The sequence below is a fragment of the Oscillatoria sp. HE19RPO genome (assembly GCF_024220515.1).
Classification (GTDB): domain Bacteria; phylum Cyanobacteriota; class Cyanobacteriia; order Cyanobacteriales; family Laspinemataceae; genus Laspinema.
Window position 1 is genome coordinate 39520 of record NZ_JAMXOT010000099.1, and the last position, 14233, is coordinate 53752.

Here is a 14233-nt window from a genome sequence, read left to right on the forward strand (position 1 = left end):
AAAGACGCTACGGTATCGGTTCTTAAGGAAAATTCTAACGGATCTACTCTGAAGCGCCGGATCGGTTTTCTATGGTTTTTTGACATTTCCCACGAGGGAATCAGGGTTTGAGGGGGAATTCGCGTTTCTTTGACAAAATTTAACAGTTGGCAACGGGCGATTTGGGTGGGGGATGAGGGGCTTTTGGGGGTTTAAGGGCGATCGCGCAAACCGGCGGGGGTTCAAACCCTAGCCCTGTCAAGGTAGTAAATTGAATCCCGCCTCATCCGGAGTTTCTTGTAGGGGCGCAATGCTTGCGCCCTCTTGATCCGTCAATGGAATCCCGCCTCATCCTTGTTTCTTGTAGGGGCGTATTGCATCCATGAGAGGGCGTATGCAATACGCCCCTACAAATACACCTTGACAGGGCTAGGTTTCAAATCCCAGGAGTTCGACTTGTTGTTTCACCATTCAATTACTACAAATACACCTTGACAGGGCTAGGTTTCAAATCCCCCTCATAGCTAAAGTCGGTTTTAACCGACTGACCACCTGGTTCTGTTAAACTTAACAATAGGGAGTCCTTTTGCTCCAGTGAGTCCATTTATATAGAATGCATCAGGGGCTTTAGAACCGAGGGACCCCACCTTAATTTTTATCTCGTTTGCGCGAGTCCTAAGCTGTAGAAAACCAGGGGACCAAATTTGAGACTGAAATCCTGACTAGATAAGGCATTGAGTCTTTTTCCCGTTCTACCCAGTTCGCGCAACTGCTGAAAGCAATATGGGGAGAGGATTTGAGAGAAAAATGAAGTTAACCTATTTACAAATCACAGGCTGTAATGGTATTTTTAATCTAGGTTCGCGCAAATGCACCTTGAAAACTTTATATAGCAACGGTTTCAAATACCGGCGGTCTCAATGACCCCTAATCCCTTTCAGGGATTGAAACCAGGCGCAGGCGGAGGAGTGTAGTTCATTTTTTTGGGTCTCAATGACCCCTAATCCCTTTCAGGGATTGAAACCTAGAAACTCGATGGTTTGAACGAGTGATGCGGCCGTCTCAATGACCCCTAATCCCTTTCAGGGATTGAAACATAATTTCGGAGATGAATTCGACAAACTGCGAGACTGTCTCAATGACCCCTAATCCCTTTCAGGGATTGAAACCCGGACAATTGTCCGGCTAGGTCTCCACTGGTTAGTCTCAATGACCCCTAATCCCTTTCAGGGATTGAAACGTGAGCAAGATTCCCCAACCCCCGATAAAATACCAAGTCTCAATGACCCCTAATCCCTTTCAGGGATTGAAACTGAGTGAAATGGAAGAAAAAGATTTAAAGGATATTCAAGTCTCAATGACCCCTAATCCCTTTCAGGGATTGAAACAAGCAACACCGAGGAATAACTTGAAATTCATTAGGTCTCAATGACCCCTAATCCCTTTCAGGGATTGAAACAGGTAGTAATATACTTTCAATCGCTACATTGCCGTCTCAGTCTCAATGACCCCTAATCCCTTTCAGGGATTGAAACATAAGAATAGATTCATAAGGATGTTGAAAATCCCTAAGTGTCTCAATGACCCCTAATCCCTTTCAGGGATTGAAACAAAGCGAGTGATTTAGGGGTGGTCTGGTCAGATGATTGTCTCAATGACCCCTAATCCCTTTCAGGGATTGAAACCTACTGATGAGCCTTTAGAGAATGCCTAATGCAGTCTCAATGACCCCTAATCCCTTTCAGGGATTGAAACAAGTTGAGAAACGTATTCGTGTTGCATTTTTTGGCGTCTCAATGACCCCTAATCCCTTTCAGGGATTGAAACCGTTCCGGAGGGTATTCCTCACCCCGGTTTGGGTCTCAATGACCCCTAATCCCTTTCAGGGATTGAAACATTAACGCAATTGTACTGCCAAGCACAGCAGCATAAGTGGTCTCAATGACCCCTAATCCCTTTCAGGGATTAAAACCCGATGGTTGATGGGAAGGTGGCGGTTGAAATTGGTCTCAATGACCCCTAATCCCTTTCAGGGATTGAAACAAGGGCAGACTCAAGTTTTGGAACCCCGAGAAAACGAGTCTCAATGACCCCTAATCCCTTTCAGGGATTGAAACAAAAACTTATCAGCGGCAGAGGTGGAACTCTTTGAAGTCTCAATGACCCCTAATCCCTTTCAGGGATTGAAACAACGCCAAGACGATCGCCGAAGCCTGGGTGAAAGTCTCAATGACCCCTAATCCCTTTCAGGGATTGAAACTGCCTTCATAATAATCGGGCGATTACTTCCTGGGGAAACAAGTCTCAATGACCCCTAATCCCTTTCAGGGATTGAAACTGACGATATTGGCGCTTAATCACTTGACAATCTATGTCTCAATAACCCATAATCCCTTTCAGGGATTGAAACAACAAAATTTCTAAAAAAACAAAATTTTATGAGTTCATCGTTTACCCGTTCAGAGCTTAGAAAAGTCGCTAAATATTACCGACTGGTTTCCTGGGCTATTTTAGCTGGTATTGGCATAAACGCGCTTTTGCTCCTATCAGCTTCTTATCCTTGGGTACAACTAATTGCTTCGATTTCATTTATTGGAGTTTGTATTTTTCAAATCTATGTTTTGTACAATTTAGCCAAAAGCCTTAAGCTTTCAGGGGCTTTGATTGTTTTAATTGTTTTAAGTACATTTGTTCCCATCCTCGCTTTAGCTATTCTAGCTTATATGCACGAGCAAGCTATGAAACTCTTCAAATCGGCTGGAGTAAAAGTCGGATTCATGGGAGCAAATCCCGATTCGATTAAAGATGAATAACTCTCAAGCTAAAACCGTTTTATGTTGATGATTGGCAATCTGAAAACTTTGGAATAAAATAAAAAAATATAGGCTCCCCAAACAGTTAAGGATGTCAAGCCGATATTCCATAGACTAGCGTACCATTGCTCTAAGTCTCAATGACCTCTCATCCCTTTCAGGGATTGAAACGCGATCGATGAATAGATTGCCCTAGCATTGCACCTTCGCGAATCATTCCGAACCCAACCCACTCACCCCGGGCATCCAAGGAATATCAGTCACCCCGGGTTCATACCCAAGTTGTTTAATCAGGGTAGTCACCTGCCCTCGATGATGAGTTTGATGGTTGAACAGATGCGTCACCAAAATCCACGCAGGCATCACGCGCTGTTTCTGGTCCGACTGACTGACATATTCAAACGGTTGATTTAACCAGTCCGGGTCCAGACTCTTGGACCAGTCTAAAATTTGCTGGTCTGTCTGTTCCCGTTCGGCTCTCAATTCGGCAAAATCTGCATACAATTCTTGTGAGAGGGATGTCCCAGAAAAGGGCTGATTGGTAAATCGCCCCATCCAAACTTTATCCCCATAGAGCAGATGGTTCAAGGTTCCGTGAATTGACTTGAAAAATGCTCCCCTATCTTGCTTGCGTTGTTCGTCGGGAATTGACTCGCAAACTTGATAAATATTCTGGTTCATCCAGCAATTATATTCAGCCATCAGTTGATAGGTGTTCCTGTTGTGCATCATCATGGGTGCTTAATACGGTATTTTGATTATCCGATGAAGTTGGACCAAACTGCTGCTAGAAGGAGGCGATCGCATCTCAACCCCGACCCTGCTATAGCAATCCTAAATGAACTTGATTTCAAGAAAACGAGCAAGATGTTAGTGCTGACGCACTGGCTACGCCAACGCACTCCAAAAATGTACGATAATAACTGTGGAAAACGCTATATGTTAAATCAGTTGTAACAAACTAAATGCTTAGAAAAAGCTCGGTTGGTTTCGTTAGCCCTACCACCAAGCGGCTTGTCTGAATTTGGGCATTGTTTGGGGTTGACGGAGGATCGGGTCAGTCTAGGGTCCAGCCAGAAATACCTAATCGGGTCACTCGGCCCTTACTCAGGGTTGGACTACAATGATAGAGGGTTTGAGTGCCTCCAAGACAGGCATATTCCCACCCTGCTTTACGGGTTACTCGCAGGCGAATTCAAATGCAACACTCAGGGGCTTCTGGGAAGAAGTGGTGTTTTCAACAAGAGCGGTGACGCTTAGACCCCTTTTGAGATGTTTTATAATTGACCATTAGAGATTGTTGTATTGTTAACTTGGAAATTAAAGTAGGGCATCTCAATTTGGCAAAGAGACCTAACCCCCCAGCCCCCTTCCCTAAGAGGGAAGGGGGAGCAAGACGTATAAATTCCCCTTTGAGACCAAATTGAGATGCTCCCAATTAAAGTAGGGCATTAAGAATTAATTTTAACCAAAGTTATCAAAAATGGTTTGATAATTGCGCTAGATTTCACAATATTTTGTTAAGCCAAAAAAGTCAATCTCAGGGACAATTATGGAGATGATTCGGGGTCAATATGAGCCGGTTTTAGTCACGCTTTCATTAATTATTGCGGCTGTTGCTTCTTACACGGCGTTGGATTTAGCGGGACGGGTTAATCCCAACTCTTCGATGCGATCGCGCTTAATCTGGAGTGTGGGGGGTGCGGTGGCGATGGGAACCGGCATCTGGTCGATGCATTTTATCGCGATGTTGGCGTTACAGTTGCCGGTCCCCACGGCATACAATATCCCGCTTACCCTGTTGTCTTGGGTGGATGCGATTGTCGCCTCGGCTTTGGCGATGTTGCTGTACAATCGTCAGCAGTTGAGGGTCGGCCTCCTGGTGGGAGGGGGGGTGGTCATGGGATTGGCGATCGCATCCATGCATTATCTAGGAATGGCAGCAGTCCAGGTTCCGGCAAGGGTTGAGTACAATCCCTGGGGCGTCACCCTGTCTGTGGCAGTCGCCATTTTTGCCTCCACTGCGGCGTTAGGGTTGGCATTTCAGGTTCGCAATTCCCTCAATCCTCATCGGGAATGGGTTAAACTGGGCAGCGCTGGAATTATGGGAATGGCGATCGCCGGGATGCACTATACCGGAATGTGGGCCACCTGTTTTGAGGCAATTTCCCACCCAGAAGCGATGCAGATTCAAGGGGCAGACCCATCCTGGTTAGCGATGCAAATCGGCGTGGGAACGCTGATTTTGCTGATTGGCACCCTAATTACCTCCCTCGTCGATCGCCGCTATCAATCCCACCTTTTACGAGAACAGGCCCTCCAGGAAAGTGAAACCCGATTCCGAACTCTGGTGGAAAATATGTCCGTTGGGGTTTTACTTTTAGATAAAAATGGCACCATTGTATTAAGTAATCCCCTAGCAAGTGACCTGTTAGATGTTCCAGAATCCGAGTTACAAGGGAAAAATGCCTTCGAGTTCAATTGGCAAATTCTTTCCCTCGATGGCACCCTTTCGATTCAAGAACAGCATCCCCTTCAGATAGCAGTCGCCCAGGGTCAGCCGGTGCAAAACCAAGTCACAGGAATCTGTCGGTGGGGGAAAAAAGATACGGTATGGTTGCTGCTGAATATGGACCCGCAACTCGACTCATCGGGCCAGGTGGAACGAGTGGTTTGTACCTTTAGTAATATTAGCGATCGCAAGCAAAGTGAAGATGAAATTCGCCTGCTGTTAGATACCAATCAAGCCATCCGTCATGCACCGGATTTAGAAAATGCCTTAGCCTCTGTCTTACGCTGCATTTGTATGACCATTAACTGGGATGTAGCAGAGGCTTGGCTTCCCGATGAAAATCAGCAACTCCTCACCTATCGTCCCGGTTGGTATTACCCAGAACCCGATGTGGAATCGTTCCGACTGCAACGGGAACCTGTTATCTATCGGTTGGGAGAAGGACTTCCCGGACGGGTTTGGGAGTCTCGGCAACCGGAATGGATTGAAAATTTGACCGAAGAAACTGACTCTCTCGCCGATGCAGTAATGGCGGTCAAACAGGGATTAAAAGCCAGTTTTGCGGTCCCGATTATCCGAGGCAATGGGATTTTAGCAGTTTTAACCTTCTTTAAACGCAGAGAAAGTCCCCGAGATGACCGGGCGATCGCCTTAGTGGGGGCGGTTGCCACTCAGTTAGGTTCCTCCATTGGTCAAAAGGTGGCAGAAGCTGCTTTGAGTGAGAGTGAACGGCGGTTACAATTGGCCTTGGAAGGCAGTGATTTGGGCATCTGGGATTGGCAAATTCCCACAGGAAAAACCTATTTTGACCCGCAATGGAAACGGATGCTGGGGTATGAGGTGGAGGAAATTGACAATTACTATCAAATCTGGGAAGACTTATTACATCCCGAGGACCGCAAGCCCACGCTGCGGGCGTTACAGGACCATTTAGAGGGGATTCTCCCAGTGTATGAACGGGAATTACGAATGAAATCAAAGTCTGGGGAGTGGAAATGGATTCTCTCGCGCGGTAAAGTAGTAGAACGAGACCCATCTGGCATCCCCCTACGCATGAGCGGTACCCACAAAGATATTACGCCCCGAAAAGTTGCGGAAGCTGCCTTAGATGAGAGTCAAAGGCGGTATCAGACTTTGGCTGAAGCCTCTCCGGTTTGTATTTTTCATACGGATGCCCAGGGAAATTGTCTTTATGTTAACCAGCGATGGAGTGAGTTGACGGGACTTTCTTTAGAACTGGCGATCGGCAAAAGTTGGATTGCCAATCTCCATCCCGATGATTTCAAGCGGGTGCAATCGGAGTGGTTTTTAGCGGCTGAAACTCGGGTTCCGTTTAAGTCAGAATATCGGTTTGTCCGTCCTGATGGGATTGTGGTATGGGCGATCGGTCAGGCGATCGCTGAAATCGGCGAGGATGGCTTAGTCAAGGGCTATCTGGGCACCATTACCGATATCAGCGAACGCAAACGGGCAGAAATTGCCTTACAGCAGCAGCTAAAACGGGAACGCCTGGTCAGTTCGATTCAGGAACGGATTCGCTCCTCTCTTGACTTAGAGGAAGTCCTGGAAACCGCAGTGAATGAAGTTCGGAAATTTTTAGCCACGGACCGCATTTTAATTTACCGTTTTAACCCGGACTGGAGTGGGGTAATTGCGGTTGAATCCGTGGGTTCTGACTGGATGTCTGTTAAAGGGATTGAAATCGAAGACCGCTGTTTCATTGAAACCCATATTCCCCTGTACGCCCAAGGTCGAATTCGGACGATTGATAATATTCACAAGGCTGGACTGTCGGAATGCCATGTGCAACTTCTCAGTCAATTTGCAGTTCAAGCGAATCTGGTGGTTCCTCTGCGACAAGGGGAACAATTATGGGGATTGCTGATTGCTCATCACTGTAGTGGAGAACGACAATGGCATGAATCGGAAATTGAATCTCTGCGGCAGCTTTCTGTGCAATTGTCCATCGCCATTCAACAATGTACCCTGTTTGAGCAAGCTAAAATTGAACTGCTGGAACGCAAACGGGCGGAAGATGCCCTGCGCGAAAGTGAGGAACGGTTCAAATTAGCCGTATCTGGGACGAATGATGGGATTTGGGATTGGGATTTACAAAATGACCAGATTTATTACTCCCCGGTCTGGATGCAAATTTTAGGGTATGAGGAAGGGGAATTACCCTATCGGGTTAGCACTTGGTTTAATAAGGTGCACCCGGATGATTTGTCGGTGGCGATGCAAACCCTGCAAGATCATGTGCAAGGGCAAAATCCACTTTACTATTATCATACCCACCGCATGGAACGGAAAGATAAAAGTTGGATTTGGGTGGAAGTCAAGGGCAAATGTATCCGAAATGAGCAGGGGGAAGCGTACCGACTCACGGGAACTTTGACGGATATTACGGAACGGAAAAAAGCGGAAGAAGCTTTACAGGAAAGTGTCCAACGCGAACGAGCCCTGTCCCAAGTGATTCAACGAATGCGCGAGACGCTGGATTTGGAAACGATTTTTTCGGCAACCACCCGGGAATTGCGCCAGGTGCTCAAGTGCGATCGCGTGTTGGTTCACCATTTTCATGACGACTGGCGAGGTGAGGTGGTGGCCGAATCCACGGGTCCCGAATGGATTTCTTTAATGGATAACATCCAGGATTTACCCGAAACGGCGGTGAACCTAACCGGGGGCGACTCTGATTTGCTAGGGGACAAAGAGGTTGGACTGGAAGATTGCTATATGCAATCCGCCCGGACTGAAGACTGGAATTTAGGCTTGACTTATTTGGCGGTAGAAGATGTTTACAAGGCGGGATTTGATGAGTCTTACCTCACTATCCTAGAGCAGTTTCAAGCCAAAGCCTATATTATTGTTCCGATTTTTTCTGGGAATAAACTCTGGGGATTATTAGCCAGCTATCAAAATAGCGGCCCTCGCCATTGGAAGGAAGCAGAAATTAAAGTGGTGGTTCAAATTGGCAATCAGTTGGGAGTCGCCCTCCAGCAAGCGGAGTTACTGGAAAAAACTCAGCGACAATCCCACGCCCTCCAAAAAGCCGCCCTTGCTGCGGATGCGGCCAACCGTGCCAAAAGTGAGTTTCTCGCCAATATGAGCCATGAACTGCGTACTCCCCTGAATGCGATTTTGGGGTTTACTCAAATCCTGGCCCGGGATTCCTCCCTGAAGCCTGAAAATCATGAGCATTTAAAAATTATTAATCGGGCAGGGGGTCATTTGTTGGCTTTGATTAATGATGTGTTGGAAATGTCTAAAATTGAAGCCGGGAGAATGAGTTTTAATCCGGTCAATTTTGATTTGATTAATTTGCTGAAATCTTTAAATGATATGTTTCAGCTTAAGGCGGATTCTAAGCAACTCGATATTATTTTTGAAGGGTGCGATACCCTGCCTCAGTTTGTGAAAACTGATGAGAGTAAATTGCGCCAGGTCCTAATTAATATTGTGGGGAATGCCATTAAATTTACGGAAACAGGGCGCGTTATCCTCCGGATTGAAGTGAAAGATGCCCCGCTAGGGGGGAATCCTGGGGAGGGGGATTTTGCGGACTCCGGTAATCGGGGTCAGTTCTTATATTTTGAAATTGAGGATACGGGTCCCGGTATTGCCCCGGAGGAGATGGGGAAATTGTTTGAACCCTTTGGACAAACAGAAACAGGCCGGAAATCTCAGCAAGGGACGGGTCTGGGTTTACCAATTAGCCGAAAGTTCGTACAATTAATGGGAGGAGATATTCAGGTCACCAGCACCGTGGGGCAAGGAACGGTGTTTGCCTTTGCCGTGGCGATCGCACCAAGTAGCGAGGGAGAGGTTCAAACTCGCCAAACCAAGCGTCGTGCCGTGGCGATCGCCCCCCAAGCTAAGGCCAACGAATCTCGCATCTTAGTCGTAGATGATGCCTTTGAAAGTCGTCTATTGTTGAAGACAATTTTGAAATCCATCGGATTTCAGGTGCAAGAGGCGGAGAATGGCCAAGAGGCGATCGCGGTTTATCACAGTTGGAAACCTCACTTAATTTTAATGGATATGCAAATGCCCGTCATGGATGGTTATGAAGCCACCCGACATATTAAAAGTACCGCTCAGGGTCAAAAAACGACCATTGTCGCTTTAACGGCCAGTGCTTTTGAGGAAGAAAGAAAAATGATTTTAGATGCCGGTTGCGATGACTTCATTCGCAAGCCGTTTCAAGAAGAACTTTTGCTGGAAACCATCGGCAAATATCTGAAGATTGACTATATTTTTGAAGACCTCTACTCAGACGACCTGAACCTCCCCCAGCCAGATAGTCCTAAACCCCAGTATTCCCTCTCCCCGGAGGCTTTAAAAATTATGCCTGAAAGTTGGATTCATCAGCTTTCTGATGCCGCCATGCAATGCAGCGATGATTTGATTTTAAACTTACTCGAAGAGATTCCCCCGGATCTGGCCCCCTTATCCAAAGCCTTAGCGGAGTTAGCCCATAACTATCAGTTTGATCTCATTGAAGAATTGACTCAACAGGAGGGCCAATGAACTCCGAATCTGTTCAAATACTCCAAAAAGATATTCTAATCGTGGATGATACTCAAGATAATCTCCGCTATCTGGCCACGATTTTAACCGAGGAAGGCTATAAAGTTCGCAAAGCCTTAAATGGTCAAATGGCCCTCAAAGCCTGTCGCATTGTTGTCCCGGACTTGATTTTACTGGATATCATGATGCCGGATATGAGCGGGTATCAAGTTTGCGAAATTTTAAAGACAAATGAGGCCACTCGTGAAGTTCCGGTCATTTTTTTGAGTGCCTTAGATGATGCTTTTGATAAAGTCAAAGCCTTTAACGTCGGCGGGATTGATTATATTAGTAAGCCCTTTCAATTGGAAGAGGTTTTAGCTCGCATTCAAACTCAACTTTTGCGACGGGATGCTGAATTAAAAATTCAGCAACTCAATGCCGAACTGGAAACTCGGGTTCAAGAACGAACCCTTCAGTTAGAACAGTCTAATCAAGAGCTAGTCCAGGAAATCAAGGAACGGAAGCAACTCCAAGAACGGTTACTCCATTTAGCCCTTCATGACCCCTTGACAAATTTACCCAATCGTGCTTTATTTATGGAACGATTGGACCAGGCGATCGCCTTCCGGAAAGCCAACCCCCAGTATCAGTTTGCCGTCCTGTTTTTAGACTGCGATCGCTTTAAAGTCGTCAACGATTCTCTCGGTCATCTCGTCGGAGATGAACTCCTGATTGCCATTGCCAAACGCCTCCAATCCGCCCTCCGAGAAGAAGATACCTTAGCCCGGTTAGGGGGCGATGAATTTGCAGTCCTCGTCGAAGAACTCCCCACCCTCGACCGCGCACAAACCATCGCCGATCGCATCTTAAACTCTTTAACCGAACCCTTTCAACTCTCCCGCTATGAAGTCTTTATTAATGCCAGTATCGGCATTACCCTCGGCAGTTTCTACCACGAAAAACCCGAATATCTCCTCCGGGATGCGGACACCGCCATGTACCATGCCAAAGCCCTAGGCAAAGGCCAATATTACCTCTTCGATCCGGCCATGCATGATGAGGCATTAAACCGTCTCCAGCTTGAAAATGACTTGCGACGGGCCGTAGAACGACAAGAGTTTAAAGTTTATTATCAGCCGATTATTTCCCTGACTAGCGGCAAAATTTACGGCTTTGAAGCCCTGGTGCGCTGGCAACATCCCACCCGAGGATTTATCTCTCCCATCGATTTTATCCCCATCGCTGAAGAAACAGGTTTAATCGCCAGTATTGACCTGTGGGTATTACAGGAATCCGTTCGACAACTCCAAGCGTGGCAACATCAAAACCTGATTAATGACACGGTAACTTGTAGTGTCAATTTATCAGCGCGGCATTTTCTGCAATTTTCATTTATCCAGCATCTGCGGGAACTCCTGGAGTCCACCCAAATCAATCCTCAAATGATTAAACTGGAAATTACCGAAAGTGCGATCGCCAATCAAAACCAAGCCACCCTGGACATTCTCCACCAAATTCGCGACTGCCAGATAGAATTAAGCATTGATGACTTTGGCACCGGCTATTCTTCCTTAAGTTACCTCGAAGAATTTCCCGTCAATGTCCTCAAAATTGACCGTTCCTTTATCAATCGCATCGATGGCAAGGAACATCAGTGCGGATTAGTTCCCGGTATTATCGGAATTGCTCACACAATGGGGATGATTGCGATCGCCGAAGGGGTGGAAACTCCCCTCCAATTAGAAAAACTCCGAGGATTAGGCTGTGATTTCGCCCAGGGATACCTCTTTTCTAAACCCTTAGATCCAGAGGCGATCGGCGAATTGTTAGCCCGTTCTCCCCAGTGGTAACCCTCAATTAGGACTTGCTACAGCACCTGTTGCAACAACAAGCGGGGGATTTATCCCCCGCTTGTAGGGGCGCTTCGCGAAGCGCCCCTACAGTCCGCCAATCGTTTAAACCCCTATAGGTTGTTGCAACTGCTGTAACTGCTCTAATAAGCGGCTCACTTGAGCATTGGGTTCTAAAAATGAAAACAGATGCTTAAACCGTAACTTGCCCTCTATATCCAGTAAATACTGGGCCGGTAACGGTGCACCCAAAGCTTGTCCTGTCCCATACGCCCGAAACACTAAACAACTTGGGTCGCACAACACCGGCATTTTTAATCCCAAATCCCGGATGACAATTTGAGATTGACGTTCATCGGTACTGGTAATTAATAACACTTCCGCACCGGCTTCTACAAACTGCTCATACGCCGTATTCATGGCCTTAATGTGAGGAAAACAGAGGGGACAATATTGTTTTTCCGTAAAAATCCGAGTAAAATAGAGAATGACAGGTTGTTTTTCGCGGTATTCAGAAAGGCGAATCGAACCCTCCCCATTGACATGAGGAAGTTGAAAGTCAGGGGGGCAAACTTCCGGGTAGAGTTTATTGAGGGCAGGAACCGGCAGAAAATTATTGAAAAAGCGTTGATTGAGTAATCCTCTAAAATCCGTAGATGTCAACATGGTTTAAACCTCTTGAGCCAATTCATTAAAAAAATTATGCCTAAATTTTAAACCCAACTCAATCCCTGCTGAAGTCGCTTGGGGAAAGAGTTGGGTTTCAAAGGGTTGAAAGGCGATCGCCGATCAAGTTTCCATCGCGATCGCCTCCGATGCCAATCCCACCAATGGGAATTAGATAGCGGCAAAGAATTCTTTAGACTTCTTGGGATCCGGGTTCATCGTCTTCGCACCGGGTTGCCAACCTGCCGGACAAACTTCATCGGGGTGAGTTTGAACGTGCTGAATCGCTTGCAGAATCCGCAGGGTTTCTTCGACATTACGGCCAAATGCCAGGTTATTGATAGTGGCGTGCTGGATCACACCGTCTTTGTCGATGATAAATAGTCCACGCAGAGCAATTCCCGCTTCAGGATCGAGGACATTGTAAGCGGAACTAATTTCCTTCTTGATATCGGAAACCAGAGGATAGTTCAAGTCGCCGAGACCCCCAGACTTGCGATCGGTTTGGATCCAAGCCAGGTGAGAGAATTCACTGTCAACCGACACACCCAGCACTTCGGTGTTCAGTTGGCTGAATTTTCCATGACTGTCGCTAAACGCAGTAATTTCCGTCGGACAGACAAAGGTAAAGTCTAAGGGATAGAAGAACAACACCACATATTTACCCCGGTAGTCGGAGAGTTTGATGGTTTTGAACTCTTGATCCACAACGGCAGTGGCAGTGAAGTCGGGGGCCTGTTGGCCGACGCGGATACATCCTTCGGTCATTGTTTGATTCTCCATGTTATGAGGGTTAACTGGCGCGAACCTGCTGTGGCGTAGGCTTGGAAAGCACGCTCACGGCGATTAACGCACCGGATTCTTTACGAACCGTTACAAGAATATCATAATCATAACGATTTTGAGTAGGGGGAGATGGGGGAGATGGGGAGGATTGCTCATGTTCGTAGTAACGACTTCAGTCGTTATCCGCGTGCAGAAGGCGATCGCCTTCTTCACGCCCCATATCAGCCTCCACCTCAAGTTACCAATCCGGCAAGGGGTTGACTCTGGGTTCTTCTGTCCTGTTCGTAGTAACGACTTCAGTCGTTATCCGCGTGCAGAAGGCGATCGCCTTCTTCACGCCTTACCCTGGGATTGCTCCTGTTATGGCTGATGCCATAACAGGAGAGCAACGACTGAAGTCGTTACTACGAACCTGAAGAAATAGCTTGGGTTTACCCTGGGATTGCTTGTGTTATGGCTGATGTCATAACAGGAGGGCAACGATTGAAGTCGTTACTACGAACGGGAAGAAACGACTGAAGTTGTTACTAAGAACGGGAAGAAACGACTGAAGTCGTTACTAAGAACGGGAAGAAACGACTGAAGTCGTTACTACGAACGGGAGTAATCTGCCCAATCTGGCGCGCTGTGAATCTAAAATCTATAATGAATCCCCTGAGAAGAGATAACGCGATCGCCTCAAAACAGGTCCCTCTATTCGATAGGCGGGACCACATACAACTCAACCAACAGGGTGCATTGCACAATCCAGAATGGGGGCTTGAATTTAAAATAAGTTTCTTGTGACCTTGGGGGTATCTGAACCAGGGTAATCTGATTCAGGGGGATAACCTGGGAACCGGACACGAAATCTAGTTCTTGCTCAATAGCACCAATACAGCGAACCAGACTCCCCCCCTAGCCACCAAGACGGTTTTGACCTTACCGAGAAAACCGTCACCCTAAAAGTTTGTTGAAGCTCGTCAGAGGGGAAAACCATCAGAAAAGTCCGAGAGTTTGGGAACTGCGCATCTTTAGAGCGCAGAGGAAAAACGAACGAGCGGTTTTAACCGCCTATCCCTTGCCTATCCCTTAGTGCTACAATGTAGTCATTAACGTTTTTAGCGTTTCATCCA

8 protein-coding genes and 1 CRISPR repeat array are annotated in these 14233 nt (G+C 46.8%); of the genes, 5 read left to right on the top strand and 3 right to left on the bottom strand.

The window, feature by feature from the left end:
- Positions 1 to 893: 893 nt before the first annotated feature.
- Positions 894 to 2389: a CRISPR direct-repeat array (repeat unit 37 nt; unit sequence GTCTCAATGACCCCTAATCCCTTTCAGGGATTGAAAC).
- A 28-nt stretch (positions 2390 to 2417) separates the two neighbouring features.
- Positions 2418 to 2792: a hypothetical protein gene (locus tag NG833_RS09685; protein ID WP_254565088.1), complete on the top strand. Its 375-nt coding sequence runs from the start codon at positions 2418 to 2420 to the stop codon at positions 2790 to 2792.
- A gap of 213 nt (positions 2793 to 3005) precedes the next feature.
- Here the strand turns inward: NG833_RS09685 and NG833_RS09690 are convergent, their stop codons facing one another.
- Positions 3006 to 3527 carry a DinB family protein gene (locus NG833_RS09690; protein ID WP_254565089.1) on the bottom strand — a complete coding sequence of 174 codons (522 nt, stop codon included), beginning with the start codon at positions 3525 to 3527 and terminating at the stop codon, positions 3006 to 3008.
- A 30-nt stretch (positions 3528 to 3557) separates the two neighbouring features.
- Here NG833_RS09690 and NG833_RS09695 point away from each other — a divergent pair, with 30 nt between their 5' ends.
- The 3 genes from NG833_RS09695 (at position 3558) to NG833_RS09705 (ending at position 11666) form a co-directional block, all read left to right on the top strand.
- Positions 3558 to 3749, top strand: a complete 192-nt coding sequence (locus NG833_RS09695) for a hypothetical protein (protein ID WP_254565090.1) — start codon at positions 3558 to 3560, stop codon at positions 3747 to 3749.
- Between the two features lie 595 nt (positions 3750 to 4344).
- On the top strand, positions 4345 to 9834 hold the full coding sequence (locus NG833_RS09700) for a PAS domain S-box protein (protein ID WP_254565091.1): 5490 nt from the start codon (positions 4345 to 4347) through the stop codon (positions 9832 to 9834).
- The gene (locus NG833_RS09705; protein ID WP_254565092.1) at positions 9831 to 11666 is read left to right on the top strand and encodes an EAL domain-containing protein; all 1836 of its coding nucleotides are present in this window, start codon (positions 9831 to 9833) and stop codon (positions 11664 to 11666) included. The genes NG833_RS09700 and NG833_RS09705 overlap by 4 nt, the downstream gene beginning before the upstream one ends.
- Positions 11667 to 11771: 105 nt before the next feature.
- Here NG833_RS09705 and NG833_RS09710 read toward each other — a convergent pair whose 3' ends face one another.
- Positions 11772 to 12332, bottom strand: a complete 561-nt coding sequence (locus tag NG833_RS09710) for a redoxin domain-containing protein (protein WP_254565093.1) — start codon at positions 12330 to 12332, stop codon at positions 11772 to 11774.
- A gap of 171 nt (positions 12333 to 12503) precedes the next feature.
- On the bottom strand, positions 12504 to 13100 hold the full coding sequence (locus NG833_RS09715) for a peroxiredoxin (protein WP_015149709.1): 597 nt from the start codon (positions 13098 to 13100) through the stop codon (positions 12504 to 12506).
- A gap of 172 nt (positions 13101 to 13272) precedes the next feature.
- On the opposite strand from NG833_RS09715, the gene NG833_RS09720 reads away from it, so the two are divergent.
- Complete coding sequence (locus NG833_RS09720; RefSeq protein ID WP_254565094.1) at positions 13273 to 13488, top strand: hypothetical protein; 216 nt, start codon at positions 13273 to 13275, stop codon at positions 13486 to 13488.
- Positions 13489 to 14233 lie beyond the last annotated feature (745 nt).

Excerpts from the sequence above, each read along its gene's own strand:
- NG833_RS09685 (WP_254565088.1), top strand. The coding sequence starts at position 2,418 with ATGAGTTCATCGTTTACCCGTTCAGAGCTTAGAAAAGTCGCTAAATAT.
- NG833_RS09690 (WP_254565089.1), bottom strand. The coding sequence starts at position 3,527 with ATGATGATGCACAACAGGAACACCTATCAACTGATGGCTGAATATAAT.
- NG833_RS09695 (WP_254565090.1), top strand. The coding sequence starts at position 3,558 with ATGAAGTTGGACCAAACTGCTGCTAGAAGGAGGCGATCGCATCTCAAC.
- NG833_RS09700 (WP_254565091.1), top strand. The coding sequence starts at position 4,345 with ATGGAGATGATTCGGGGTCAATATGAGCCGGTTTTAGTCACGCTTTCA.
- NG833_RS09705 (WP_254565092.1), top strand. The coding sequence starts at position 9,831 with ATGAACTCCGAATCTGTTCAAATACTCCAAAAAGATATTCTAATCGTG.
- NG833_RS09710 (WP_254565093.1), bottom strand. The coding sequence starts at position 12,332 with ATGTTGACATCTACGGATTTTAGAGGATTACTCAATCAACGCTTTTTC.
- NG833_RS09715 (WP_015149709.1), bottom strand. The coding sequence starts at position 13,100 with ATGACCGAAGGATGTATCCGCGTCGGCCAACAGGCCCCCGACTTCACT.
- NG833_RS09720 (WP_254565094.1), top strand. The coding sequence starts at position 13,273 with ATGTTCGTAGTAACGACTTCAGTCGTTATCCGCGTGCAGAAGGCGATC.